Annotated in this window: 19 protein-coding genes; 13 read left to right on the forward strand and 6 right to left on the reverse strand. The window is 44.4% G+C overall.

From position 1 onward, the window contains the following. The first annotated feature begins 222 nt into the window (after positions 1-222). Entirely contained in the window at positions 223-879 is a 657-nt protein-coding gene (locus IQ457_RS04265) for an SDR family NAD(P)-dependent oxidoreductase (RefSeq protein ID WP_200662210.1), read from the forward strand. A 94-nt stretch (positions 880-973) separates the two neighbouring features. Here the strand turns inward: IQ457_RS04265 and IQ457_RS04270 are convergent, their stop codons facing one another. The 3 genes from IQ457_RS04270 to IQ457_RS04280 form a co-directional block, all read right to left on the reverse strand. Beyond that, on the reverse strand, positions 974-1,612 hold the full coding sequence (locus IQ457_RS04270) for a phosphoadenosine phosphosulfate reductase domain-containing protein (protein ID WP_068405362.1): 639 nt from the start codon (positions 1,610-1,612) through the stop codon (positions 974-976). A 66-nt stretch (positions 1,613-1,678) separates the two neighbouring features. Beyond that, a complete protein-coding gene (locus tag IQ457_RS04275; RefSeq protein WP_200662211.1) occupies positions 1,679-2,275 on the reverse strand; it encodes a DUF934 domain-containing protein in 597 nt (198 codons plus the stop codon). Beyond that, positions 2,268-3,953: a nitrite/sulfite reductase gene (locus IQ457_RS04280; RefSeq protein WP_193030465.1), complete on the reverse strand. Its 1,686-nt coding sequence runs from the start codon at positions 3,951-3,953 to the stop codon at positions 2,268-2,270. The genes IQ457_RS04275 and IQ457_RS04280 overlap by 8 nt, the downstream gene beginning before the upstream one ends. A 266-nt stretch (positions 3,954-4,219) precedes the next feature. Between IQ457_RS04280 and sat the strand changes: the two genes are divergently transcribed. After that, entirely contained in the window at positions 4,220-5,467 is a 1,248-nt protein-coding gene (gene sat, locus IQ457_RS04285; protein WP_200662212.1) for a sulfate adenylyltransferase, read from the forward strand. A 110-nt stretch (positions 5,468-5,577) separates the two neighbouring features. Here sat and IQ457_RS04290 read toward each other — a convergent pair whose 3' ends face one another. Continuing rightward, positions 5,578-6,111, reverse strand: coding sequence for a hypothetical protein (locus tag IQ457_RS04290; protein ID WP_200662213.1), 534 nt, complete (start codon positions 6,109-6,111; stop codon positions 5,578-5,580). Positions 6,112-6,684: 573 nt separating this feature from the next. Here IQ457_RS04290 and IQ457_RS04295 point away from each other — a divergent pair. From IQ457_RS04295 to IQ457_RS04315, 5 genes are all read left to right on the forward strand, one after another. Then, the gene (locus IQ457_RS04295; RefSeq protein WP_200662281.1) at positions 6,685-7,707 is read left to right on the forward strand and encodes a sulfate ABC transporter substrate-binding protein; all 1,023 of its coding nucleotides are present in this window, start codon (positions 6,685-6,687) and stop codon (positions 7,705-7,707) included. A gap of 236 nt (positions 7,708-7,943) precedes the next feature. After that, a complete protein-coding gene (locus tag IQ457_RS04300) occupies positions 7,944-9,044 on the forward strand; it encodes a sulfate ABC transporter substrate-binding protein (protein WP_200662214.1) in 1,101 nt (366 codons plus the stop codon). A 213-nt stretch (positions 9,045-9,257) separates the two neighbouring features. After that, a complete protein-coding gene (gene cysT / locus IQ457_RS04305; RefSeq protein WP_144296177.1) occupies positions 9,258-10,139 on the forward strand; it encodes a sulfate ABC transporter permease subunit CysT in 882 nt (293 codons plus the stop codon). Next, on the forward strand, positions 10,139-11,140 hold the full coding sequence (cysW, locus tag IQ457_RS04310; RefSeq protein WP_200662215.1) for a sulfate ABC transporter permease subunit CysW: 1,002 nt from the start codon (positions 10,139-10,141) through the stop codon (positions 11,138-11,140). The genes cysT and cysW overlap by 1 nt, the downstream gene beginning before the upstream one ends. Before the next feature lie 69 nt (positions 11,141-11,209). Then, on the forward strand, positions 11,210-11,932 hold the full coding sequence (locus IQ457_RS04315; RefSeq protein WP_082894303.1) for a sulfate/molybdate ABC transporter ATP-binding protein: 723 nt from the start codon (positions 11,210-11,212) through the stop codon (positions 11,930-11,932). A gap of 138 nt (positions 11,933-12,070) precedes the next feature. Here IQ457_RS04315 and IQ457_RS04320 read toward each other — a convergent pair whose 3' ends face one another. Further along, complete coding sequence (locus tag IQ457_RS04320) at positions 12,071-12,394, reverse strand: ArsR/SmtB family transcription factor (protein ID WP_068405491.1); 324 nt, start codon at positions 12,392-12,394, stop codon at positions 12,071-12,073. Positions 12,395-12,680: 286 nt separating this feature from the next. Here IQ457_RS04320 and IQ457_RS04325 point away from each other — a divergent pair, with 286 nt between their 5' ends. From IQ457_RS04325 to bfr (IQ457_RS04335), 3 genes are all read left to right on the forward strand, one after another. After that, on the forward strand, positions 12,681-12,872 hold the full coding sequence (locus IQ457_RS04325) for a (2Fe-2S)-binding protein (RefSeq protein ID WP_068405488.1): 192 nt from the start codon (positions 12,681-12,683) through the stop codon (positions 12,870-12,872). A 470-nt stretch (positions 12,873-13,342) separates the two neighbouring features. Next, a complete protein-coding gene (gene bfr / locus IQ457_RS04330; RefSeq protein ID WP_200662216.1) occupies positions 13,343-13,831 on the forward strand; it encodes a bacterioferritin in 489 nt (162 codons plus the stop codon). A 78-nt stretch (positions 13,832-13,909) separates the two neighbouring features. Further along, positions 13,910-14,392: a bacterioferritin gene (gene bfr, locus IQ457_RS04335; RefSeq protein WP_102076432.1), complete on the forward strand. Its 483-nt coding sequence runs from the start codon at positions 13,910-13,912 to the stop codon at positions 14,390-14,392. Positions 14,393-14,536: 144 nt separating this feature from the next. On the opposite strand, the gene IQ457_RS04340 is transcribed toward bfr (IQ457_RS04335), so the two are convergent. Further along, positions 14,537-15,913, reverse strand: coding sequence for a DHA2 family efflux MFS transporter permease subunit (locus IQ457_RS04340; protein WP_068405478.1), 1,377 nt, complete (start codon positions 15,911-15,913; stop codon positions 14,537-14,539). Positions 15,914-16,231: 318 nt separating this feature from the next. On the opposite strand from IQ457_RS04340, the gene yghU reads away from it, so the two are divergent. The 3 genes from yghU to IQ457_RS04355 all read left to right on the forward strand — a co-directional run bounded on the left by yghU (position 16,232) and on the right by IQ457_RS04355 (position 20,927). Continuing rightward, on the forward strand, positions 16,232-17,113 hold the full coding sequence (gene yghU / locus IQ457_RS04345) for a glutathione-dependent disulfide-bond oxidoreductase (protein WP_144296173.1): 882 nt from the start codon (positions 16,232-16,234) through the stop codon (positions 17,111-17,113). 454 nt (positions 17,114-17,567) lie between these two features. Then, positions 17,568-18,644 carry a DUF1176 domain-containing protein gene (locus IQ457_RS04350; RefSeq protein WP_242465349.1) on the forward strand — a complete coding sequence of 359 codons (1,077 nt, stop codon included), beginning with the start codon at positions 17,568-17,570 and terminating at the stop codon, positions 18,642-18,644. A 618-nt stretch (positions 18,645-19,262) separates the two neighbouring features. Beyond that, entirely contained in the window at positions 19,263-20,927 is a 1,665-nt protein-coding gene (locus IQ457_RS04355) for a DEAD/DEAH box helicase (RefSeq protein ID WP_191689842.1), read from the forward strand. Positions 20,928-20,987: the final 60 nt, after the last annotated feature.

Raw genomic sequence — 20,987 nt, forward strand, 5'->3', positions numbered from 1 at the left:
GGTTGCGCCAGCTTTGAAGCCATAGAATACCTTAATGTTAGCCGATAAAACGTTAAGAAAACGTTATTTATGCAACTAAAAGGCTAGATATGTGCCAGTTATTAGCTGATTAAAAATGTCTAACATAGCCTAACATTCACAGTTCGATGACTATGTTAATCCAACCTAGATGTGATCAGATAGAAAAAAGTTTTATTTACAATATAAAAAACAAGGATGAACATGATGAAATTACAAGACAGGGTGGCTATTATATTTGGCGGTACCTCAGGACTAGGCGAAGCGACTGCAAAAGCGTATGCCGATGAAGGGGCAAAGGTCGTCGTCACGGGTCGCGATGAAGAAGACGGCAAACGTATTGTCAAAGACATAACCGATAAAGGTCAAGACGCTCTCTTTGTGCATGGCGATGTGACCAAAAAAGCAGAGATTCAAGCGGTGGTTGATAAAGACTTATACGATAAATTGATGGCAATTAATGTCAAAGCGCCATACCTCGCCTCAAAAGCGGTGATTCCGCACTTTATCAAGCAAGGACGTGGAGTTATCATCAATGTTGGCTCACAAGCCACGCAAATGGCAGGCCCCGGCGGTTCCGCTTATGTGACTTCCAAGCATGCGGTGTTAGGATTTACCAAACAATTGGCATTTGATTTTGGCAGTCAAGGGATCAAAGTAAATATTCTATCGCCGGGCTTTATCGAAACGCCTATGACCGATGGTATTGATGATGAGCGCTTAAATCGTATCCCAGCCCAGCGCGCTGGCAAGCCCGAAGAGATTGCAGCGCTCGCGGTATTTTTGGCGTCTGATGACTCAAACTATATGCATGGCTCGAACGTCTTTATGGATGGTGGTTGGATTCTCGGTCGTAAATAACGTTCTAAAAAGCTATAATCTTAAGCTATCTAAGTGTAAAAAGCCCTCTTAAATGATAAGAGGGCTTTTTAATTTCACAGGTTAAGAATAAAGCTTAAAGCTGCGTATGCAAACCACATTCACGGCTTTCTTCAACTTTGGTTGGATCAAAGTAATCAAACTCGTTAGGCAAGTTATGCTCTTCAAGATAGACGTCTAAATCCGCGTCTGTTTTTTCAAATAATGGTGCAACTTTTAACACGCCGTCTTTTGATAAACTCAGCACATCAAGACCTTGGCGAAATTCCGTTTGATCTTTACGAATGGCGTTAAACCAGACATCAGGTTTCAGCTCATCTAGCGCACGGCGGAATGGCTCAAGTTTTACTTGGTCCGTGAATTCATCATGCTGCGGATTATCAATGCCTGGGATACCGTTCATGGTTGCGTCACGATAGGCAGCCGTTTGCTTAGGAATATAAGTGATGACGTTTAAATTCAAATCACGGATGACTTTATTGGCAAATTGATAGGTCGCATCAGTATTGTAGCCAGAATCTACCCACAATACCGTGATATCAGGGCGCTGTTTAGCAACCAAATGCAAAATCGCGGACTCATACGGGCGGAAATTGGTGGTGATAATGGGGTTTTTTGCTTGGCTAAGCGCCCATGCGACGATTTCTTCTGGTGATTTACCTTTTAATTCTTGGTTGGCTTGATCGATATCTAGATTTGGGTGTAATTGGCTCATGATGGATTCCTTAGGGGTAAAAAATATATAAATGATTGATAATAAGTAAGGTGGTGAATATGAATATTAAGCACCAGCAAACATCGGTAGGTCGGCGGCGTTACGACCGTCATAACTACTGGCAAGCGCATTAAATGCTTGACTGATATCAGAGATAGAGTGCAAATCATGCGCGCTTATCACAAAACTGTCGGCGCCTGCGCGTAGCAGATAGGCGATTTGATCGCGGCCAAACTTGCCAGCCATACGAATCTCGCCTCGATAGCCCATTTGGCGTAAGGTTTGGGCGTAACTAAAACCACGTCCGTCCGTGAAAGCGGGGACGTGAATCACAATCAAATCTTGCTGTAATAAAAACTCTGGAATACGCGTCAGCACCTCGGTATCGCTATCGGATGTCACCCAGACACCAGTACGGCTGATATGCTCGGCTAACAATTCACGTACTTGTAATAGTAGTCCGCCTGCAATATTGCCTTTAGCATCTAATAAATCAGCAAGCGGTAAAACGACTTCGAGTTTTTCTTGTTTTTGCAGCAGCTCTAGCAGTGATATATGAGTGAGTGCAATGCCGTCTGGTAGCTCATTGGTGCTAAGCGCAAGCCAAGTGTCAGTCTCACTGATATCGGTGCCATCGCTATTGAACACATGGTGATTAGCCATAGACCTTCTCCTTAAAAGGAGCAATACCAATACGGTCAACTAAGTCGCCAAAGCCTTCGACATCATTGTCATTACTGACGCGCTGCTCAAGGTAGACGTCGATTATCTTTTGTATCGTTGTCGCTACGGCATCGGTTGGTACAGCCTTGCCCAATATCTTACCGAGTTTGGCGTCGTTGCTAGAGTTACCGCCGAGGCTGATTTGATACCAGTATTCGCCTTTTTTATCGACCCCAAGGATACCGATATCGCCGGTATGGTGATGGGCGCAGGCATTCATACAGCCAGACATATTGAGGCGAATCTCACCTAAGTCATAAAGGTAGTCAAGATCATCAAACTGCTTTTCGATTTGCTCAGCGATATTGTGGGTTGTGGCATTGGCAAGCGAGCAAAAATCCCAGCCTGGACAGACGATCATATCGGTTAGGGTATTGATATTTGGACGAGCCAAATGTAGCGCCGCCAGCTGCTGCCATAATTCGTACAAGCGGTTGGTTTGTACATCGGCAAAGACCAGATTTTGCTGATAAGTGCCGCGCAGCTCGCCAAAGCTATGTTCATCAGCGAGGTCGGCGAGGGCGTCCATTTGCGACTCAGTAATATCACCTGACGGTACGTAGCGTCCGTCGACCAAGCCTGCTTTTAACGAAATGACCACCGCGCGGTAGCCTGCGATTTTATGCGCCACGGTATTTTGCTGATACCAATTGGCAAAGTCTTTATCAGCCTCTAGTTGCTGCTGCAAGTCCGACTGCACTTGTAGCGCATCAAAACTTAAGTAATCAGGCTCGGTAAAATAGCTGCTGGCCTTGTCAAAGTTGGCATCGGTCAAGGTCAACGGCCCATCTTTGATATTGGCTTCCCATTCAGCATCGACCAATTTGGCAAACGCAGGGCCGCCCATGCTATCGACCAATATCTTGATACGCGCTTTGAATTTATTGTCGCGGCGACCATGCAGATTATAGACACGCAAAATAGCATCTAAATAGCTGAGCAGATGCTGGCGCGGTAAAAATGTATTGATGGTTTTGCCAATCACTGGCGTACGTCCAAGTCCGCCCCCGACAATCACCTCAAAGCCAAGCTCGCCTGCGTCATTTTTCTTTAAATGTAGACCAATATCGTGGACTTGCGTCGCCGCGCGGTCTTTTGCCGTTCCAATCACGGCAATCTTAAATTTACGCGGTAAAAAAGCAAACTCCGGATGAAAGGTTGACCACTGGCGAATAATCTCGCAATAAGGACGCGGATCGGCGATTTCTTCCTTATGAATACCCGCATAAGGGTCGGTGGTGGTATTACGGATACAGTTGCCCGAGGTTTGGATCGAGTGCATTTGCACCGATGCCAATTCGGCCAAAATATCTGGCACTTCTTCAAGTTTTGGCCAGTTCAGCTGCATATTGGTACGCGTGGTAAAGTGGCCGTAACCTTTATCATATTTACGAGTAATCTCAGCCAATTTGCGTAATTGATAGGTTGCCAGCAAGCCATAAGGCACGGCTATACGTAGCATCGGTGCGTAGCGCTGGATATACAGCCCGTTTTGTAAACGCAGCGGTAAAAACTGCTCTTCTGGCAGCTCACCTGCCAAAAACCGCTCGGTTTGGTCGCGAAACTGGGCGACTCGTTCCTCTACCAAGGTTTGGTCAGCGTAATTATATTGATACATGACGTAATCTCAATTTTGTTTTTAACTTAAAAAGCCGCGACGAAAATGATCTGCGTGTGATCGCTTGTATTGCCAATCGCAAGGTAAACAATTCAGAGTCACATCATATAAGCTTAAATCTATAAACATAAATTCCTTTAAGACATATCCATATCCAAACACAGCATAAATTTTCATAACCAAAGTTAGGTAGCCTATGTTTATCAAATTTAAGCGCTCATTCTCCTGACCAACTATCTCTCAATTTCATTATTAAGGTTTTAAAAATGACATCTACCAATCCCTCTTCCTCAAAACTTGTTCCGCCGCACGGCAGCAGCGAGCTAAAACCATTACTATTAAAAGGTGAGGCGCGCAAGCAAGCATTAAAGCTTGCCAGCACGTTGCCGACGATTACCTTAAGCTCTCGTGAGCGTGGCGATTTGATTATGCTTGGGATTGGCGGCTTTACCCCGTTAAATGGTTTTATGAATCAGGCAGATTGGCAAGGCGTGGTGGATAATATGCGATTGCAAAGTGGGATCAACGCTGGCTTGTTTTGGCCGATTCCTATTACCTTATCAGCGCCAAAAGCAACCGCCGACAGCCTAAACCAAGGTGATAAAGTCGCATTGGTTGCGAAAGATGGCGAGATTATGGGTATTTTGACGGTAGAAGAGACTTATACCATCGATAAAGCCCATGAGTGTCAGCAAGTCTTTACCACTACGGACAGCGAGCATCCGGGCGTACAGCAAGTACTTAACCAAGGTGAGGTAAACATCGCAGGTAGTGTTGAAGTACTAAGCGAAGGTGAGTTCCCAACCTTATACCCAGAGATTTATAAGACGCCTGCTGAAACTCGCGCTATTTTGGATGCCAAAGGCTGGAAAACGGTTGCTGCCTTCCAAACGCGTAATCCAATGCACCGCTCGCACGAATACCTTGCCAAGATTGCTATCGAGATTTGCGACGGCGTATTGATTCATTCACTACTCGGCGCGCTAAAACCGGGCGACATCCCAGCCGAAGTGCGTCAAGAAGCTATCAAGACCTTGATTGATAATTACTTTAGAGCAGACACTGTTATCCAAGCTGGGTATCCGCTCGATATGCGTTATGCTGGACCACGCGAGGCGCTACTACATGCGGTATTCCGCCAAAACTACGGCTGTAGTCATCTGATTGTTGGTCGTGACCATGCGGGCGTCGGTGATTATTATGGCGCGTTTGATGCGCAAACCATCTTTGAATATGTTGGTAAAGATGACTTGATTACCCAGCCGTTAAAAATTGGCTGGACGTTTTGGTGTAATGCTTGTAATGCCATGGCTTCTGATAAAACCTGCCCGCATGAAGCATCTGAGCATGTCAAAGTATCAGGCACCAAGCTACGTAAAGCGCTATCAGAAGACCTCGATGTACCAGAGAACTTTAGCCGTCCTGAAGTGCTAGAAATTTTGCGTGACTACTACGCCGGTATCGCAAAAGAGGAGCGTGCTGAGGTGAAGTTGGTCGGTGCCTCTGCAGTATAAGAACCTTAATATTTAAAGAAGATAATGCGCAAGAAAAAAGGTGTCAGAGTAACTATCTGGCACCTTTTTTATCATCTCATTTTATTATCTAAAATAGGCAATTAAAACTATTAATTGAGCGCTAAATCACCCTCAAGCTTTTGATACTCGCCAACGAATGAGGCTCCACCCGAACAAAAATAATTCAGCGCGTACTTATCTTGGCTATCAATGGTCAACGCATCATCCTTAAACTGGAAAAAGGCGGTACTGTCATTGACCTTAGTTTGAAAAATGACACCGTGCGCCTCGTCTTGTCCCATTAATGTCGCTTTACCATCGAAGTGACAAGTTGGTTTTTTCACATCACCACGCGCTCGCACCTTAATATCAATTTGCTCGCCATTGTCTGCGCCGTCAGCTCTTATCATCACACCCACCCAATCATAGCCTTGGGCACGCTTGGCATAACCGTCAGAGGCGTAATCGCCAACGACCGTCTGCACCGCTGGTGTGACAGCAGCGTTTGGTTGCTGAATCGTTTGGTTATTAACGCTTGGCGTTACGCTATTACAGCCACTTAAGGCCAATAAAGCGATAGAGGTCGTTAAAATACCAACAAAAAAGCGTGAGTGACAGGCATAACGAGGTGGAGACTTGATCATTGCATTACCTTTAATAAAGGGGTTAGTAAACAGGAAATAAGTGAAAGCGGATGAGCTAAGTTTTATCAGTACGTCGCCTGATATACAACAAGCTAAGGGATAATATCGACTCTATAAAGGCTCGTCTAGAGCCTAAGCAATACCGTAACTTACTCAAAAGTGTCTGCTTATCACAAAACTACAAAAATACCGAGGAAAAACAAGCGCTTTAGAATAACTAATAAAATTACTTATGCCAAGTTAATAACTCGATAAGCGTATTTGTCACTAAGCAATTGTCTCACAGGCTGTTAACATATTGCTCATTATCCATAGAACCGAATTTCGAAACGCAAGGTTTTTATCCCTATTATTAAAGAACAACGTTCCTATTCATTAGAGAAAACTTATTAGAGAACAACGTTCCTATCGAGAGCGAATATGCAGCCAAATAAAAAGAGCGGTCAAAAAATATCTCACAAGCATATCAATGCGCGTGCTCCTTTCGCCATTCAACCTAAAATTATCGGCACAGCGCTCACCAATCGCTTTAGTTTTACCGTCAATCTTGCCAGCAGTTTTGGTCTTGGTATTATGCTCGCAGCGGCGGTACTGATCACAGGCTGCAACCCTACCGAAGCCAACCAAAATGACACCGCCAATGAGGCAAAAAATATTGATTTATTAAATGTGTCTTATGATGTGTCACGCGACTTTTATAAAGACTACAACCCGTTGTTTAATGCAAATTATCAGCAAAAACACCCAAGTATCAAGGTGAATATCAACCAATCGCACGGCGGATCGAGCAAACAAGCGCTAGCGGTTGCCAATGGCTTGCAGGCAGACGTCGTTACTTTAAACCAAGAAAGCGATATGAATTTGCTGGTTGAAAAAGGCTTGGTTGCTAGCGATTGGCAGCAGGCGTTGCCAAACAATGCCGTGCCTTATACCAGTACTATGGTACTCCTAGTTCGTGCGGGCAACCCAAAAGGTATCAAAGATTGGTCAGACTTAGCCCGTGACAATATTGCCGTAGTATTGCCAAATCCCAAGACCAGTGGCACGGCGCGTTATGCCTTTTTGGGCGCTTATGGCTATGGCTTACATCATTTTAAAGAAAAGGTGCAAAGCCCCGCCAAAACCAATACTTTTATCAAAAAACTACTGGCAAACGTCGTCACCTATGACAATGGCGCGCGCGCTGCCACCACGACCTTTACCCAGCGCGGTCTTGGTGATGTTTTAATCACCACCGAAAACGAAGCGCATCTGGCTGCTAAGCAGTTTGCCAAAGGTCAGGTCGATATCGTGTATCCAAGTTACTCTATTGTGATTGCCAACCCTGTGGCTGTCGTTAAAACCGTAACCGATAAAAAAGGCACCACCGCCGCGGCAAATGACTATTTAACAGGCCTATGGTCGACGCCCGCACAAGAGCTGATGGCACAGATGTATATGCGCCCTAGTAATGCCAAGGTGCTTGCCGCACACAGCAAGACCTTACCTGAAATTGCAACCTTTGAGCCTGTGACGGTATTTGGCGATTGGGACAGTATCATGGCGACGTTCTTTGTCGATGGCGGGCGTTTTGATCAGTTAGCGAAAGCGAAGTAGAGCAGAGTTTTGAATAGTTATAAGCAATTTTTATTAGCAAATAATACAAGTGTAAAGGCTATTTAAGAGATTGCTCGTTTAAGTGCTTGATAAGGCTGTATTTTAATCACTATTACTTCATTATTCCATTTTGGCAATAACATACGCATATTCATCATTAAACATAATAAGCTGGCGCTGTTAGCATACTTGCATCATTTAATAAATATCATCTAACAGACACCTTTGAGGGATTTATGAAAGACGCAGCAGGCTATCAACAAAGAAGTAAAACACTTAACGTCTTGAGCATTGCAGGCGTTGCATTGACCTTGGGTCTTGCGGGCTGTAGCAATAACGAAAAGACAGAAACGACTGCTAATGCAGAAGGCACGCCAGCTGCCGCAGAAGGACAAAACATCGAACTGCTAAACGTCTCTTATGATGTGGCACGTGATTTTTATAAAGACTACAACCCATTATTCGTTGAGCACTATAAAAGCGAGAATCCTAACAGCAATATCTTAATCAAGCAATCGCACGGCGGCTCAAGTAAGCAAGCCCTGTCGGTGGCTAATGGTTTACAAGCCGATGTGGCGACCATGAACCAAGGCTCTGATATCGAATTACTTGAGGAAAAAGGCTTGGTTGAGGCTGATTGGGAAAGCAAATTCCCAGACAACGCCGTACCTTTCACCAGTACTATCGTATTTTTGGTGCGTAAAGACAATCCAAAAGGTATTAATGATTGGCAAGATTTGACCAAAGAAGGCGTTGAGATTGTCATGGCCAATCCAAAAGTCACGGGTAATGGTCGTTATGCCTTCTTAGGCGCTTATGGTTATGGTTTGCATGCCTTTAATAAAGATGAAACTAAGGCCAAAAACTACGTCAAAGACATGCTGAAAAACGTCAAAGTCTATGAGAATGGCGGACGTGCAGCGACGACGACGTTTGTTCAGCGTGGTATCGGTGATGTCTTGGTCACCTTTGAAAATGAAGCCAACTTGGCCGCCAAAGATTTTGGTGCAGGGCAAGTCGATATTGTTTATCCAAAATACTCTATCAAGTCTGAGAGCCCAGTCGCTGTTGTGAAAACCGTGACTGACAAAAAGGGCACCACCGATGCGGCAAAAGCCTATCTTGATTACTTATGGAGCGAGCCTGCACAGCAATTGGCCGCTAACTTATACTTGCGCCCAAGCGTGAAGAGTGTGCTTGATAAAAACAGCGATAAATTGCCACCTATCGATACTTTCCGTCCAAACGATGCCTTTGGTACGTGGGATGAAATCATGAGCACTTACTTTAGCGATGGCGGCGTATTTGATCAATTGGCCGTTAATGCGCCAAAGTAAGCCGCTAGTACGCTGACTGATTGCGCCATTTATAAATTTTCTTAAATAACGTTTGAATAGTCAGTTTTACCGTAACGTCCAAGCACCTAAAGGACATGGCTACCCACGCTATGTCCTTTATCGCTTACACAGACCCCTAATAAATACATCTGATAGCACGTGGTGCTTACAAGCAGCAAATAAGCGCCAGCAGTTAGGCAATAGGACATCACTATGAGTGCAACAACTTCTCCTGCCAGCAAACCCATCAAGAAAGGGTGGCTGACGCGCTTGCGTCAACGCAATGTGCTACCAGGGTTTGGACTAAGCATGGGCATCACCGTCTTTAGCTTATCGTTACTGGTGGTGCTACCGTTTGCCATGATGGCCTATACCACGACACAGATGGGCTGGACGGGTTTTTGGGAAACCATTACCCAGCCGCAAGTCACTGCTGCTATCAAACTCAGTTTATGGATGTCGTTTTTGGCGATGCTCACCAATATGGTGTTTGGTACGCTGGTCGCTTGGGTGCTGGTACGTTATGAGTTTTGGGGTAAGTCGTTGATTAATGCCTTGGTTGATTTGCCATTCGCACTACCGACAGCCGTTACCGGTATCTCGCTTGCGACCCTTTATGCCCCCAATGGTTTAATCGGCCAATGGTTTGCCAAATTTGATATTCAAGTGGCCTTTACGCCGCTCGGTATTTGGCTCGCTTTAGTGGTCGTCAGCTTCCCGTTTATCGTCCGTGCGGTGCAGCCAGTGCTTGCAGAATTGTCCGTTGAATTCGAAGAAGCGGCGGCGGTATTGGGTGCCAATCGATTTACGACCTTTCGTAAGGTAATTTTGCCAGAGCTATTGCCGGCTTTACTGATGGGCGCTGGCATGATGTTTGCCCGCGCCACTGGCGAGTATGGCTCGGTGATTTTTATTGCTGGTAATATTCCGATGCAGTCTGAGATTTTACCTTTAATCATTATTAGTAAGCTTGAGCAGTTTGATGTGCAAGGCGCATCCGCTGTCGCACTCTTTATGCTACTGATTTCGTTTGTGATTTTATTGACCATTAATATCGTACAGTGGAAGCTGTCGCGCCGTGTAGGAGCCCGCTAATGCAAATCTCTAATAGCTACGACTACCAAAGCAATCCAGCGACCAAAGACACGCCGTGGATACGCCGTACTTTTATTGGTATCGCTGTGTTGTTTATGGTGGCGATGTTGGTGGTGCCACTTTTAGCAGTGTTCTATGAAGCCTTTAAAAACGGTTGGCAGTTGTATATTGCTTCACTGGTTGACCCTGAAGCTTTGCAGGCAATTAAGCTAACTTTAATTACTGCCGCTATCGTGTTGCCGATTAATATGGTGATGGGTATTGCAATAGCTTGGCTAGTGACCCGTTATCAGTTTAAAGGTAAGCAGCTGGTGACCACCTTGCTTGATTTACCGTTTTCGGTATCTCCGGTGGTGGCAGGTTTGATGTTTGTGCTGCTATTTGGTCTAAACTCTAGCATTGGCGACTGGCTTGAGAGCATGGGCTTTCAGGTGATTTATGCCGTACCAGGAATTATTTTAGCGACGTTATTTGTGACCTTTCCATTTGTCGCCCGTGAGCTAATTCCTCTGATGCAGACCCAAGGTGATAGTGAAGAGCAAGCAGCTTTAACCTTAGGCGCTAGCGGTTGGCAGACCTTTTGGCATGTGACACTGCCCAATATCAAATGGGCGCTACTGTATGGTTTGATTTTGACCAATGCGCGCGCGATGGGCGAGTTTGGCGCAGTAAGCGTGGTATCTGGTCATATCCGCGGCGAAACCAACACCATGCCACTATTGGTTGAGATTGCTTATAACGATTATAACTTTACTGCCGCCTTTGCCTTGTCTAGTTTACTGGCTGCCTTGGCGCTGTTAACGCTATTGATACAACAAGTGATGACCAAGCTGCAAGAGCGCAAATTCGCCAAGTCTGAGCGTCTAGCAAGTGCGCCTGAATTGCCAGTGAGTGCCAACGCTCACAACGCTGGCAATGCTAGCAATACGTCAAACACTAAAGGTGCTAAGAAAGCGCAGGATACAGATGCCACTTTAGCAAAAAGCACAGGCAATTTATAAGCGCTATTTTACAAATCTATCAGCATTAAAGGCATCTGCTAAGCCAAAAATATAATAAGAGAACCCATTATGAGTATCGAGATTCGCAACGTTAATAAAAAATTTGGTAACTTTACCGCCTTAGATGATATCAATATAACCGTGCCAACAGGCAAGTTGACGACGTTGCTTGGTCCGTCAGGCTGCGGTAAAACCACCTTGCTGCGTATCATTGCAGGTTTAGAATATGCGGACTCTGGGCAAATATTATTTGATGAGCTCGATGTCACCAATACGCCGGTGCAAAAGCGCCATATTGGTTTTATGTTTCAGCACTATGCGTTATTTCGCCATAAAAACATCGCCGATAATGTCGGCTTTGGCTTAACCTTGCTACCGAAGAATGAGCGTCCGAGTAAAGCGGATATCAATAAGCGCGTTGCTGAATTGCTAGACCTAGTACAGCTGCCGCAAGTTGCCAATGCCTACCCGCATCAATTATCAGGTGGTCAGCGTCAGCGTATCGCGCTGGCACGAGCCTTGGCAGTAAAGCCAAAACTATTATTACTCGATGAGCCGTTTGGCGCGCTAGATGCCAAAGTCCGTAAAGAGCTGCGCACTTGGCTAAAAAATATCCACCACGAGCTGGGTATTACGAGCATTATGGTAACCCATGACCAAGAAGAGGCGCGGGCGGTATCGGATGAGATTGTGGTGATGAATCAGGGCCGCGTCGAGCAAGTAGGGACGTCAGAGGAGCTGATTCACCAGCCAGCAAACGCCTTTGTCAGTGATTTTTTAGACCTAGTCTAATTTAGGCTCAAAGGCGTATTTATATTAAGGGCGTATTTTAAAACAACGCTTAAAAACAAAAAAGACCTATCAATGATAGGTCTTTTTTATGTGCTCAATTATTTGTCGTTAGACTTTCTCAATCTGCTTTTTTTGACATTAAGCAGGCTTTGGCATATTGATGTCTTTAGTTGATATTTGCTTATAGGTGATTTCTAAAATATCTTGGCACCATTCTGGCAAATCATCAGACACCTCATACCACATCCACGTCCCATCACGAACACAGCTTAAAATGCCCAGTTTTTTCAAATGATTTAAGTGGCGCGAGATAGTCGGCTGCGGCTGATCGAGTATTTCTACCAATTCACCAACACAGCGCGACTCTTTGTTAAATAAGATTTGAAAAATCTTTAAGCGCGTTGGGTCAGACAAGACTTTAAATAACTCAAGCGGCTGTATCGTAGAATTATTATTAGACATAGAACAATTCCAATATAGATTTAGTTAATAGGGGGTCAATATAACAGCAGTTAACGGTAAAATCGATTAAAAAATGAGCAGATTTACAGTTCGTCGCTATTTTACTACCTTTGGTACTTTGTGGTTACACCTAAGACTGTATTCAGTTACATGGATAAAGTTAGGGTAATATATCTTTTAGCCGTACCTAATATGACGGATAAATATACCAAACACTATTGTAAATGGTAATAATTATCGTTATTATAAAGCATAACCAGCTAGATATTCATAGTAGGAGCCGCACATGTACGTATGTATCTGTAACGACGTCAAAGATAAACAAATCAAAGCTGCCATTGCTTCAGGCATTGACACATTAGAGGGGTTAAAAGACACCCTTGATGTAGCGACGTGCTGTGGCTGCTGCGAACCTATGGTCAACGACTTTCTTGACGAACATCATGCCAAGCTTGATGCGTTGGCCTACGCAGTTTAAGAGACAGCTTAAGTATTTGCCTGTTTCCACTTCTATTGCCAATCCGTTCAAATCACGTTTCTGCTTTCCCTCTATCTGTAGTGTTTTAGCCGCCAATTCGCCTTTATCCGCGTTCAAATCGTCTTTTTAGGGTTGTTTATGGTTAAAAGCCATCACCATAAAAGACGATAAGTAACTCAAAAGGCTAGTGCGGCTATCCCTTATCTCTGTTTGCCTTTATAGATGGTCTCTTAAGATTACTCGCTAAACGCTATTGGTGTAAGCGAGTTAATTATAATTCTCAATTAGCATCTTATTCTTAGTTCATATCGTTACAAGCGCTACGGCGTGCCTATGCTACTATATCTGCCTAACTTTGTAAGACGTTTGATGGGTTTTAATCTTTACTGATTAGTTTACGAATGGTACTTTAACTATATCTATTATTATGAATGTATTGTTAGGTAAATAAAAACATAGGAGTATGAATCATGATAGGCAGCCAAAAGGTCATTGATTATTTAAATTTTTTATTAGGTGGCGAGCTTGCGGCTCGTGATCAGTACTTCATTCATTCTGAGATGTATGCAGAATGGCATTACGGTAAATTATACGACCGTATCCACCATGAGATGCAAGATGAAACGCAGCACGCGCAGGCGATTATCCGCCGTATCTTGATGTTAAGCGGTACGCCGAAGATGCGCGTCAATGAGATTAATATTGGCGCAACGGTACCTGAAATGCTGCAATTGGACCTGGACTTAGAATATCAAGTACAGCAGCATCTAAAAGACGGTATTGCGCTTTGTGAAGCAGAGCATGACTATGTGACGCGTGAGATGTTGGTTGAGCAGCTAAAAGACACCGAAGAAGACCACGCTCATTGGTTAGAGCAGCAGCTGCGCCTGATTGACATGATTGGTCTACCCAATTATTTACAAAGTCAGATGGCAGAAGTGTCTCCTGATATTGTTTAGTATTTTATTAACTAAGCACTTTTAACTAGCGTTATTATTAACATTAATAAAATCAGTAAGCAAGACAGGGAGAACCGCATGAAAGGGGATAAAGAAGTTATTCGCGCACTCAATCAAGTGCTCGGTCAGTCATTGATAGCCATCAATCAGTACTTTTTGCACGCCCGTATCGCACGCCATTGGGGTTTAGAGGCATTAAACGAAAATTTCTATAAGCAATCTATTGCAGAGATGAAATGGTCAGATGATCTTATTGCGCGTATTTTATTGTTAGGTGGTCTGCCAAACCTGCAAGATTACGGCAAAATGTTCATCGCAGAAGATGTGCCTGAAATGATTGACTGCAACTTGCGCTTAGAAAAGCAGAAATTTTCTATCATAACTGATGCAATTACCTTGTGCGAGAGCAAGCATGACTATGTCTCGCGTCATTTATTGGTTATCCTAAAAGATGGCAATGAAGAGTATCAAGACTGGCTTGAAACCCAAGAGGACTTGATTAAAGACGTTGGCATTGAAAATTATATTCAGTCACAAATGGATGATGACCACACGCCTTAAAGTTATAAGAATTGCCGTTACTTGCCAGCGTATCCTAAGATAAGTTTTAGATTAACTGATTTTAGGTTACGCTGGCGTTTTTATATTTAATGCTTTTTTAATGTTTGTTACTTTTAGAGATAAGTATCTTTCAATACCAATAACTTAATATAAGCCACGACCGTCTTCAGGTTTGAGGCGTAAAAAGTATAAACCTGAAAGGATGGTTAAAATACCCAGTATCCAATAGGTGGTCTGAAAGGCGACCAAGGTATCAAGCTCGAAGCGTTCCCGCAGTAGATTCAAGACCGCCGCCCCAAAAGCGATGCCAAAGCTAATCGCCAATTGCTGATTGACCGCCATTAAGCTGTTACCGCTACTGGTCTGCGCGCCCTCTAAATCACCGATAGTAATGGTATTCATGGCACTAAACTGCATGGAATTACAGGCACCCATGACGGTCAAAATAGGGATAAACCAAATCCAATTTGCCGCATCATTAAACTGCGCTAAGACAATAATAAGCAGGCCTATCAAAAAGGTATTGGCCACCAACACCTTGCGGTAGCTAAAACGCTGAATAATTTTACTGACCCAAGGCTTAATACCGATTGCACCAACGGCAATAGGTGCAAGCAGCCAACCCGCTTGTGACGGTGAGTATTCAAACACCACCTGTAGTAATAGCGGCAATAAAAAAGGCACGGCGCTGATGCCTAAACGGGTGAATAAGTTGCCAGTAATACCGATACGAAAAGTGCGAATATTAAATAAACTTAGTGGAAATAATGGCGCTGCACGGCGTTTGGCATGCCACACATACGCGCCTATCAAGATACTAGCGCCGAGTGCGAGTAGCAAACCGTAAAACCCACGCCCAGTCTGTGAGCCAAACTCGACCGCCAAAGTAAATCCGCAAGCGGCGGCAGCAAATAAAGCAAAACCCGTCCAGTCTAAACGCTTGGTGTCCTCAAACAAAGCAGGTACCAGCTTTTTACCCATGATAAAACCAAATATTCCCATCGGGATATTGATGAGAAATATCCAATGCCAGCTGGTATATTGCACGATATAACCGCCCAATACTGGTCCAACTAGGGGCGCGATTAACGCGGGTATCACCGCAAAGTTCATCACGGTTAATAGCTTATTACGCGGATAAGATTTGACCAATATGAGACGCGCCACAGGGGTCATCATCGCGCCGCCAATACCTTGGATGACGCGCGAACCAATCAATAAATTCAACGTTGGGGAGGCGGCACACAATAGTGAGCCGATACAAAAGATGATTACAGCATATAAAAACACCCGCCGCGTGCCATATTTATCAGCCAAAAAGCCGCTTATAGGAATAAAAATCGCCAAGGTTAGCGCATAGCTAATAACCGCCCACTGCATTTTTAATGGTGACTCGCCAAGGGCTTGCGCCATTTGCGGCAAAGAGGTGTTTAAGATGGTAGCATCTAAAATCTGCATAAATAGCGCCACCGCCAAGACATAGGGTAGGTATTTATCTTGCGTTGGGGTTAGGGTTACCATATTGTCATCACCATGTCTTTTGACTTCTGTTGTTAAGCCTATCTTTAAAAAGCTGTTAAGTTGGGCTAGTATAAAAATAACCGCCTATGAGTTAAAGAGTAGCAAAGTAACGGTGTAAGCTCATTCATAAGAAGTGTGTTCTCAAACGCTTTGATACTCGTGCTCGTTACTTTTAAAAATGGGTTACAAGACAGGGCTTTAACTAAAGATTTGCTATAGTAGAATTATCATATAGGACGACGTGAGACTAATATAAATCTTTTGCCGCCTCAGTCTCGCTTTGGCTCTGTTTTATACAAAAAAAAAATAGGAATTATTATGAGTAGTGACAATCATCAATCAAACAATGACGAAAATAATGACACTCAAAACAACCATACCAAAGCCTATACGCCGCCTAAAGTATGGAAAAACGACAGCGAAAATGGTGGTAAGTTCGCCAGTATCAATCGCCCAACAGCTGGCGCGCGCCATGAGCAAAAATTACCGGTCGGCGATGCACCTTTACAGCTGTATTCACTAAATACCCCGAATGGCGTCAAGGTAAATATCTTGTTAGAGGAGCTTGCCGAGCTGAATGTTAAAGGCGCTGAGTACGACGCCTACAAAATAGATATCTCTGCGGGCGATCAATTTGGCTCAGGGTTTGTCGCTATCAACCCCAATTCTAAAATCCCGGCGCTGGTTGATTATACTGATGCTTTAAATGATAAAAATGCTGGCGAGCCTATTGCGCTTTTTGAGTCGGGGGCTATTTTATTATATTTAGCGGAAAAGTTTGGCAAATTTATCCCGATGCAGCAAGGTAAAGCGCGCGCAGATTGTCTGTCTTGGCTGATGTGGCAGATGGGTAGTGCGCCGTTTTTAGGTGGCGGTTTTGGGCATTTCTACGCCTATGCGCCCGAACCGCTAGAGTATCCTATCAATCGCTATACGATGGAGACCAAACGCCAGCTTGATGTGCTAGATAAGCACCTCAAAGACCACGAGTATATGTGCGGTAATGATGAGGCGGACTATAATATCGCTGATATGATTATCTGGGCGTGGTACGGTCAGCTGGTGCTTGGCAAGCTTTATGATGCGGCAGAATTTTTACAAGTAGATGATTACAAAAACATCAAACGTTGGGCACAAAAAATCGCCGACCGTCCAGCGGTAAAACGCGCCGTAGATTTAGAATTAAAGCCTATTGTTTAAAGATTTAACTTTATCAGTTTATATTTAAATAGTCGTAGCAGAACATAAGTTTTCATAAAAAGGTTAATAAGCCATTGCTTGTTAACCTTTTGCTTTTTCAATATTCGATATTCGATATTCCAAATATATTTATCAATATATCGCTTTTTGACTATACTTTCGTCTTTACATAATGGTACATTAGTATAACAGATAGAAACATTAGTACGTTAAAATAGCAGCCACCGCCTTCTTGGGCAGGTGTTGATATTTCTTCTATTAATGAGTAATGACTATGAAGAATAATAAAACTCAGCCTATACCACTATATCTATTCAACGAGATGGTTTTTCTACCTTTACCATTCACTCGTCAATCCCATCGCGCATGTAGTCTGCTAATAGACAATGCTCCTAGCAAAAACAACCCGCATAGAAAAAACATTTCGATAAAAATAAAAAAGTTGCCTTTATTCATGACAAAAAAAATGATATTACCGTTATTTGCTGCCCTTAGCGCCGCTTTATTGAGTTCCGTGACGCAGGCTGCCACGCCTGTAAGCTTTAGTAATCAAGATTGGGAAGTCGCTTGCGACAATACGCGTACTTGCCGGTTGGCAGGTTACCAAGCGGAGAATAATAGCGATTTACCTGTGTCTTTATTATTGGTACGCCGCGCAGGAGCAAATGCTACCGTCGACGGCAAAGTAAAGCTTGGCGGCGCTAAAGAAAGCTCTGCTAAAGCGCTGATGCAGCTTGGTAATCGCCATCGTATCTCACTGTTTATTAATGATAGAGATTATGGAGAAACCAAGCCTTACTCAGTAGCCGCAGGTCATGCCGAGCTAACCTCAGCGCAGGTGAGTGCGCTGCTTGATGCCTTGACCAAATCGAGCAAAATTGAGCTGGTGATTCGCAACACGCGCTGGCAGTTATCGGATAAAGGGGCCAGTGCCGTGATGCTCAAAGCCGATGAGGCTCAAGGCCGGGTAGGGACCTCAAGCGCTTTTATTAGCAATAACACCAGTAAATCTAATAGCGGCATCTTGTCGCCGCAAGCCGCTCCTTCATTACGACTGGTCACTCCTAATCCTAACGCCCTCTCTAGTAGTAAGAAAAAATTTGCCATGCGCTCATCGCAGTTGGCAGAGATGATGAAAACCACCATGAAAGATGTCAACACTGAATGTCCAAACTTAGCGGATAAGACAGCGTGGCGCGTCAGCCGTTTAAACAGTAAGCAGCTGCTCGCCCAGCATGATTGTTGGACGGGCGCTTATAACACGGGTACGGGTGTTTGGGTATTCAATGACACTAAGCCTTATAAGCCGAGCTTGGTGACGACAAGCGCGACCGATTATAGCGATGGTAAAATAACCTCGGTGCAAAAAGGCCGCGGGCTTGGGGACTGCCTAACTAAAAGTGAGTGGATCTGGACAGGCAGAGCGTTTGAGAAAAGTCATGAAAGCACCACAGGTATGTGCCGGCTGATAGAGGCGGGCGGCGCTTGGCAATTGCCAACCTATGTGACGGAAGTGAAAATGTCGCGTTAATAGCGCGTATGTTAGAAATTATTGTATTAAAGATAAAAGCGTTGAAGCGGCTGTATTAAAGACTGGCGCAGCGGCTTTTTAGCCTAAATTGTTTGAGATATGACCTATTTTTACCATGAACAGAAAAATAGGTACTGTTTGCGCTAATGTTGTGCTATACTGCGTCGCCACGTTAGCATAGACTAGCGTGAATTATGAGATTGATAACATCGCCTGCGATTTTGGGTCTAGGATGACCATAAGTAATTGTTGCCGATGATTTTGTGTACTTAAATAACCTTTTCTATTAATAGTGAAAAATCCGTTATTTTTGACTCATATCTTATCTACTGACCGCTATATCGGTTAGATTGGTTGTTACCAGCCTTTATCTGCTTTGGACAAAGCATTGATAATGCGCTTTTAGCAAACAAGGATAAGACACTCGGCACTACCACCAAAATACGTCAGACAGCACGAACGCCTTTATAATATTGACAAGCTTTATGGCTTGGCTTTTGATTGTTAAGCCTTTTAAGGTGAGACAATAATTTTATAAATGCGGCGTGATGAACGGTTATCAGTGGTATGCATCAAGCTTGCTGAATTTACAGCAGCTTATACTTACCAAGGATTACTATGACTGACATCTTATCTGCTATCGCCGCTGAAAACGGCATCATCGACAGCACTGATACCCCAAACACCACTGCAACTGCTGATACCAATAATCAAGCGGCTACTACTGACGCTGCTGAAGAAAATAAAATCACTTTTAGCGACCTTGATATTGCCAAGCCAATTTTGACCGCGCTTGACCGCGTTGGCTATACCAACCCAACACCTATTCAAGAACAAGCCATTCCTTTTGCTCTAGCGGGTCGCGACTTATTATTGTCAGCGCAAACCGGTAGTGGTAAAACTGCGGCATTTGTTATCCCAGTACTTGACCGTTTAAGCCGTGCCACTAGCTTTGACAAATTAACCAAAGCCCTTATCTTAACGCCAACGCGTGAGCTTGCTCAGCAAGTACATGACAGCGTTCGTACCTATTCAAAAGACATGCGCGGTCTGTTCTGTGTGCCATTAGTCGGCGGCGCACCGTACAACGGTCAGATTACTGCGCTAAGAAAAGGCGTTCAAGTGATTGTTGCGACGCCTGGTCGTTTACTTGACCATATCAAAGCCGGTCGCGTTGATTTATCAAACCTTGAAGTGTTGGTACTTGACGAAGCTGACCGTATGCTAGACATGGGTTTTGCTGATGATATCAACGATATCTTGAAAGCGGCACCTGATAATCGTCAAACGATTATGTGTTCAGCGACTTGGGATGGCCCTGTTGGCAAGATTGCGGCGAGCTTCACCAAAAATCCTGAGCGCGTTTCAATCAAAGTTGAATCGGCGCATATCGAAGAAAAAGTATACTACTGTGATGATTTTGATCACAAAAACCGTTTGCTTGATAAAGTTGTTTGTGACAAAGATATGGAACAAATCATTATCTTTGCAGCGACCAAACGTAGTACAGAAAAATTGGCCAAACAGCTGCAAGAAGCGGGTCATAAAGCCAGTTTCCTACATGGCGATTTGCCGCAGAGCAAGCGTAACCGTATCGTACAAGACTTACGTAATGGCAAGGTTAAAATCCTAGTAGCGACCGACGTTGCTGCTCGCGGTCTTGATGTACCAGCGATCTCACACGTTATTAACTATGACTTGCCACGTCAAACCGAAGATTACGTCCACCGTATCGGTCGTTGTGGCCGTGCTGGTCGTACTGGTATTGCTATCAGCTTATGTAGCATGGATGATCGTCCACAGCTAAACGCTATCAATCGTTACTTAGATCGCAAAATGGAAGTCTGTGTTATCGAAGGTATGGAACCTAAGAAGACTTATGTACCGAGCGAAAACAAAGGTAATGGTCGTGGCCGTGGTCGCGGACGCTCTAACGGCGGTGGTCAAGGTCGTGGTCGTTCAGCAGGCGGTTATGCAGGTCGTTCAAACGGCGGCGGCAATGGTCAAGGCCGTGGTCGCTCAAGCGACAGCGCGCCGACTGGTCAACGTGCCAGCAATGACAGCGGTTATCAAGGCAAGCCAAGTGAGCGCTCAGGTGGCAAACCCTATCAAGGCAAACGCACAGGCGCGCCTAGCCGTGGTGACGGTACCAGCGCACCACGCGGCGATCGCGCTGCAACCGGTCGCGGTCGTCCAAGTGGCAGCCAAGGTCGCCCAGCGAATCGCTCTGACAGCCGCGGCCAAGGTCGTCCAACAGGCGGCAACCGTGGTAGAAACTCGTAATAACGTTATAATGAATGGTTAATAATGGCTTAAATAAATGTCATTATTAATCATATAGCG

Origin of the sequence: Psychrobacter sp. M9-54-1, from assembly GCF_016613355.1 — a bacterium.
Taxonomy (GTDB): Bacteria; Pseudomonadota; Gammaproteobacteria; order Pseudomonadales; family Moraxellaceae; genus Psychrobacter; species Psychrobacter faecalis.

Coding starts and splice junctions, on each gene's coding strand:
- IQ457_RS04355 (WP_191689842.1), top strand. CDS start 19,263: ATGACTGACATCTTATCTGCTATCGCCGCTGAAAACGGCATCATCGAC.
- IQ457_RS04300 (WP_200662214.1), top strand. CDS start 7,944: ATGAAAGACGCAGCAGGCTATCAACAAAGAAGTAAAACACTTAACGTC.
- IQ457_RS04290 (WP_200662213.1), bottom strand. CDS start 6,111: ATGATCAAGTCTCCACCTCGTTATGCCTGTCACTCACGCTTTTTTGTT.
- cysT (WP_144296177.1), top strand. CDS start 9,258: ATGAGTGCAACAACTTCTCCTGCCAGCAAACCCATCAAGAAAGGGTGG.
- bfr (WP_200662216.1), top strand. CDS start 13,343: ATGATAGGCAGCCAAAAGGTCATTGATTATTTAAATTTTTTATTAGGT.
- IQ457_RS04320 (WP_068405491.1), bottom strand. CDS start 12,394: ATGTCTAATAATAATTCTACGATACAGCCGCTTGAGTTATTTAAAGTC.
- IQ457_RS04270 (WP_068405362.1), bottom strand. CDS start 1,612: ATGAGCCAATTACACCCAAATCTAGATATCGATCAAGCCAACCAAGAA.
- sat (WP_200662212.1), top strand. CDS start 4,220: ATGACATCTACCAATCCCTCTTCCTCAAAACTTGTTCCGCCGCACGGC.
- IQ457_RS04325 (WP_068405488.1), top strand. CDS start 12,681: ATGTACGTATGTATCTGTAACGACGTCAAAGATAAACAAATCAAAGCT.
- IQ457_RS04315 (WP_082894303.1), top strand. CDS start 11,210: ATGAGTATCGAGATTCGCAACGTTAATAAAAAATTTGGTAACTTTACC.
- IQ457_RS04340 (WP_068405478.1), bottom strand. CDS start 15,913: ATGGTAACCCTAACCCCAACGCAAGATAAATACCTACCCTATGTCTTG.
- bfr (WP_102076432.1), top strand. CDS start 13,910: ATGAAAGGGGATAAAGAAGTTATTCGCGCACTCAATCAAGTGCTCGGT.
- yghU (WP_144296173.1), top strand. CDS start 16,232: ATGAGTAGTGACAATCATCAATCAAACAATGACGAAAATAATGACACT.
- IQ457_RS04295 (WP_200662281.1), top strand. CDS start 6,685: ATGCTCGCAGCGGCGGTACTGATCACAGGCTGCAACCCTACCGAAGCC.
- IQ457_RS04350 (WP_242465349.1), top strand. CDS start 17,568: ATGACAAAAAAAATGATATTACCGTTATTTGCTGCCCTTAGCGCCGCT.
- cysW (WP_200662215.1), top strand. CDS start 10,139: ATGCAAATCTCTAATAGCTACGACTACCAAAGCAATCCAGCGACCAAA.
- IQ457_RS04275 (WP_200662211.1), bottom strand. CDS start 2,275: ATGGCTAATCACCATGTGTTCAATAGCGATGGCACCGATATCAGTGAG.
- IQ457_RS04265 (WP_200662210.1), top strand. CDS start 223: ATGATGAAATTACAAGACAGGGTGGCTATTATATTTGGCGGTACCTCA.
- IQ457_RS04280 (WP_193030465.1), bottom strand. CDS start 3,953: ATGTATCAATATAATTACGCTGACCAAACCTTGGTAGAGGAACGAGTC.